Here is a 3,792-nt window from a genome sequence, read left to right as displayed (position 1 = left end):
ATGTTGGTTGATATTAATGGATATTAGCTATTGATTGATATTTCGAAAAGGGTGGTCAGAACATATTAAATTTACAAGAAACCGTGGTGGACATGACTCCAGCACGGTTTTTTTTGCCTATTTTTTTCAAGTAATATATATCGATTGTGGCATTTCCATTTCGGATTTTTTATTTTGGAAAAAACTGGATTTTATTTACGTAAAACTTTTGAGTATGAAATTAACTTGGTCTTTTGTACTAATTCTTGGTATTCTAGTTGCAGACCCAGAAGGTTGTGAACAGGCAACTTCAGAAAATTCAGATGAGACATCTGAACAGCTTTCGGAAACTGAAGTAGCTGTTGAAAACTTTACTTCTGAAAATTCAGAAGACAATTCTTTATTAAGAACAACTGATACGCAAAGCCAGAACAGTACCCAACAGATGGTAGGTGTTTATTTTATGCCTTCCTGGAATACTTCCCCTGATCCCAATATTGATAGAGACAGTTTTTGGTCTTGTCTTACAGGAAGAGAAAATTGTTCCAGCTTACAAAACACTGCAGTTTGGGGACCTAAGGGAAGAATCTACAACAGGCAGTATCCCTATGAAGGTCCCTATTTGGATAGAAAACCAATAGCTGCTCTTAAGGGATTTTATAAAAGAGATGATCCTGCTGTAGCGCGAAAGCAATTGGAATACATGAAGAGTTATGGTATAGATTTTTTTGCCTATGACTGGTTTTTTGGAAGACACTATTATTACCATCTTTATTTTGGGCCTCAAGCAAAAATCTATTACCCAGAAGGATGGAAAATTGACCCGAACAGAGATGGAAGAGTGGCAGTTCCCGGTTTGGAAGAGTGGAATGATCAATTGGAAGTCTTATTAAAAGAGAATTCCAAATTGCCTGCAGAAAAGCAAATGAAATGGGCCATCAACTGGTGCGATGATTCTGATGAACGCTGGAGAGCCTGGCTGGATATAGGCTCACCTGAAAGTATGGCCGCAGGGCGAAATTACAGAGGGGAAAAACCGGATAAGGCCCTTTACCTGCAAGTGCACGATAAAATCACCCAACTTTGGATTGATAAGTATTTCAAAAGAAAAGACTATCTGAGGTCAGAGGATGGAAGGCCGATTGTCTATTTCTATTTTCCTCAAGATACGGAATCAAGAGCTTCCTTTTATGGGATTAGCATGAAAGATTTATTGGACCGTTCCAAGGAATTGGCAAGAAAAAATGGTTTGCCGGGTATCAAATTCATAGCGGTAGCTTCCGGTGCTATGATGCCCAATGAACGCCAATATGGGATGCCTACCAAATGGCAAGCCAATAACCCTGCGGAACCTTGGAGGGGGGGGAGATACACAGATCGGATACTATTTCAGGATTACGTTCCAAGACTGAAGGGAATGGGTTTCGAAGGTCTTACAGGCTATGTGTACCACAATCATTACCGTCAGGATAATAAGAGCTATGCCGATATGCGTAAAACCTATAAAGGACATTGGGAGGAATGGAGTGAGTTTTATAAAAATGATAATTCCTTCGAGTACCAAGTGCCTGTGGCCATGGGCTGGGATATGAGACCCGCAGGAGGCACCTGGCCACAGCAAACAGGCTTTCCCAGCGAACCGATCAAAGATCGCGTGCACAGTAACAAATCAACCTTTAAGGCTAAATTGGAAGATGCAAAAAAGCAATCAGAAAAATATCAATCCAGCAACGGAAACACAGTAATGATCTGTTGCTGGAATGAATACCTTGAGGGCAATTATATTGAACCTACAGAAGGTCATGGTTTTGACTATCTGGAAGCTATCAGAGAAGTATTTTCAAGTAAGTAAAAGAGCTTAAACCACCGCTCCTAATTTCAACTGCCAGTTCCAGGAGTCTCTTAGCGAGTCCTCCAGGCTGTATTGGGCTTTCCAACCCAGGACATTGTTGATTTTGGAAGTATCTGCCCAAACCTTCACTACATCACCAGGCCTTCTTGGACCTATGGTGTAGTTGAGAGATTTGCCGGATACCCTTTCAAAAGTTTGGACTACCTCGAGTACTGTATTACCCCTACCTGTACCCACATTGAAAATATCGTAGAAATGATCTTCCTGTTTGGAAAGATATTCCAAGGACTTGACATGGGCATCTGCGAGGTCCATGACATGGATATAGTCTCTCACACAACTCCCGTCCTCAGTATCATAATCATCTCCGAAAACGGTTAGTTTTTCCCTGATCCCTACAGCAGTTTGCGTAATAAAAGGAACAAGATTGTTCGGAGTACCCAAAGGCAACTCTCCCAAGGCAGATGAAGGATGTGCTCCAACTGGGTTAAAGTACCTAAGGGATATAATCCGCACACTTGCCTTGCTTTTAACATAATCACTTAAAATATCCTCACAGATCTTTTTGGTATTGCCATAGGGACTTTCAGCATCTTTTCTTGGTGTAGATTCGGTAACAGGCAATACATCTGGCTGACCATATACGGTGCAGGAGGACGAAAAAACAAGGTCTTTCACTCCATATTTTGACATGCATTCCAGAATCACCAAAAGGGAATCTATATTGTTTTTATAATAGTTTAAAGGAAGTTGAGTACTCTCTCCTACAGCCTTATAAGCTGCAAAATGAATAACTCCCGAAATTTGGTTCTGCTTAAAAACCTTTTCGACAGCCTCTCTGTCATTACAGTCCTCTTCATAGCAAATTATTTCTCTTCCCAATATTTCCTCAAGGCCTGAGAGTGTTGATTTTTCAGAGTTCGAAAAATTATCAAGGATAATAGGCTCAAAACCCGCATTCACCAGTTCCACCGCCGTATGTGAACCTATATAGCCTGCCCCACCTGTAATAAGAATTTTTTTCATGTGTTTTTTATTAATCATTAAAAGGTCATAACATTTACCGAACCGTAGACCGGATTTAGGTATGTATCATATTTTACCGTTCACCAAACAACTGTATGGCGTCAAACTGTCTATCGCAGTATTACACTTGGGTTAATATCGTAGATCAAATAATACTCAAATCACAATATTAGTAGGATAAATCCGATAATTGATTTCTAATTTAAAAAATATGGTCTGAATGGGAAATAATTTTCTATTTTCGAAAAAAAATCTAGTGTTTAGAATATTTTAATTTATTTCGTGTTGAAATAAGATAACAATCCTTTTTATGAAAAGAATTTTAGTAACTGGAGGTGGTGGTTTTTTGGGAAGCCATCTTTCTGATAGATTGATAGCAGAAGGAAATGAAGTTTTGTGTATGGATAATTTTTTTACCGGCAGCAGAATGAATATCCATCACTTGTTAGATAATAAGAATTTTGAGTTGATCAGGCATGATGTCACGTTCCCAACTTATGTTGAGGTAGACGAAATCTACAATCTTGCCTGCCCTGCAAGCCCTGTTCATTATCAGTTTGACCCTGTTCAAACAACTAAGACTTCTGTCATTGGAGCGATAAACATGCTCGGTCTGGCCAAAAGGCTGAAAATAAAAATACTGCAAGCCTCTACTTCAGAAGTTTACGGTGACCCTGAAATCCATCCTCAGCCGGAAAGTTATAGAGGAAATGTCAATCCAATCGGACCAAGAGCTTGTTATGATGAAGGAAAAAGATGTGCAGAAACACTTTTCTTTGATTATTACAGACAACATAATGTCAAAATCAAAGTCATGAGGATTTTCAATACCTACGGACCAAGGATGAATCAAAATGACGGAAGGGTTGTCAGTAATTTTATAGTACAGGCACTGAAAGGTCAGGACATCACCATATATGGAGATGGGAAGCAGA

At 39.4% G+C, this 3,792-nt stretch carries 3 protein-coding genes; 2 read left to right on the top strand and 1 reads right to left on the bottom strand.

Features of this window, described 5'->3' with window-relative positions:
- Positions 1–214 precede the first annotated feature (214 nt).
- The gene (locus tag EA341_RS07310) at positions 215–1,831 is read left to right on the top strand and encodes a glycoside hydrolase family 99-like domain-containing protein (RefSeq protein ID WP_293012644.1); all 1,617 of its coding nucleotides are present in this window, start codon (positions 215–217) and stop codon (positions 1,829–1,831) included.
- 6 nt (positions 1,832–1,837) lie between these two features.
- On the opposite strand, the gene galE is transcribed toward EA341_RS07310, so the two are convergent.
- A complete protein-coding gene (gene galE, locus EA341_RS07305; protein WP_293012643.1) occupies positions 1,838–2,857 on the bottom strand; it encodes a UDP-glucose 4-epimerase GalE in 1,020 nt (339 codons plus the stop codon).
- Positions 2,858–3,167: 310 nt separating this feature from the next.
- On the opposite strand from galE, the gene EA341_RS07300 reads away from it, so the two are divergent.
- A partial coding sequence (locus EA341_RS07300) for a GDP-mannose 4,6-dehydratase (RefSeq protein ID WP_293012641.1) occupies positions 3,168–3,792 on the top strand: 625 nt, incomplete at its 3' end.

Origin of the sequence: Mongoliibacter sp., from assembly GCF_007692705.1 — a bacterium.
Lineage (GTDB): Bacteria > Bacteroidota > Bacteroidia > Cytophagales > Cyclobacteriaceae > Mongoliibacter.
Note: the sequence above shows the minus strand (reverse complement) of the source record. Positions and strands in the feature narration are given on the sequence as shown.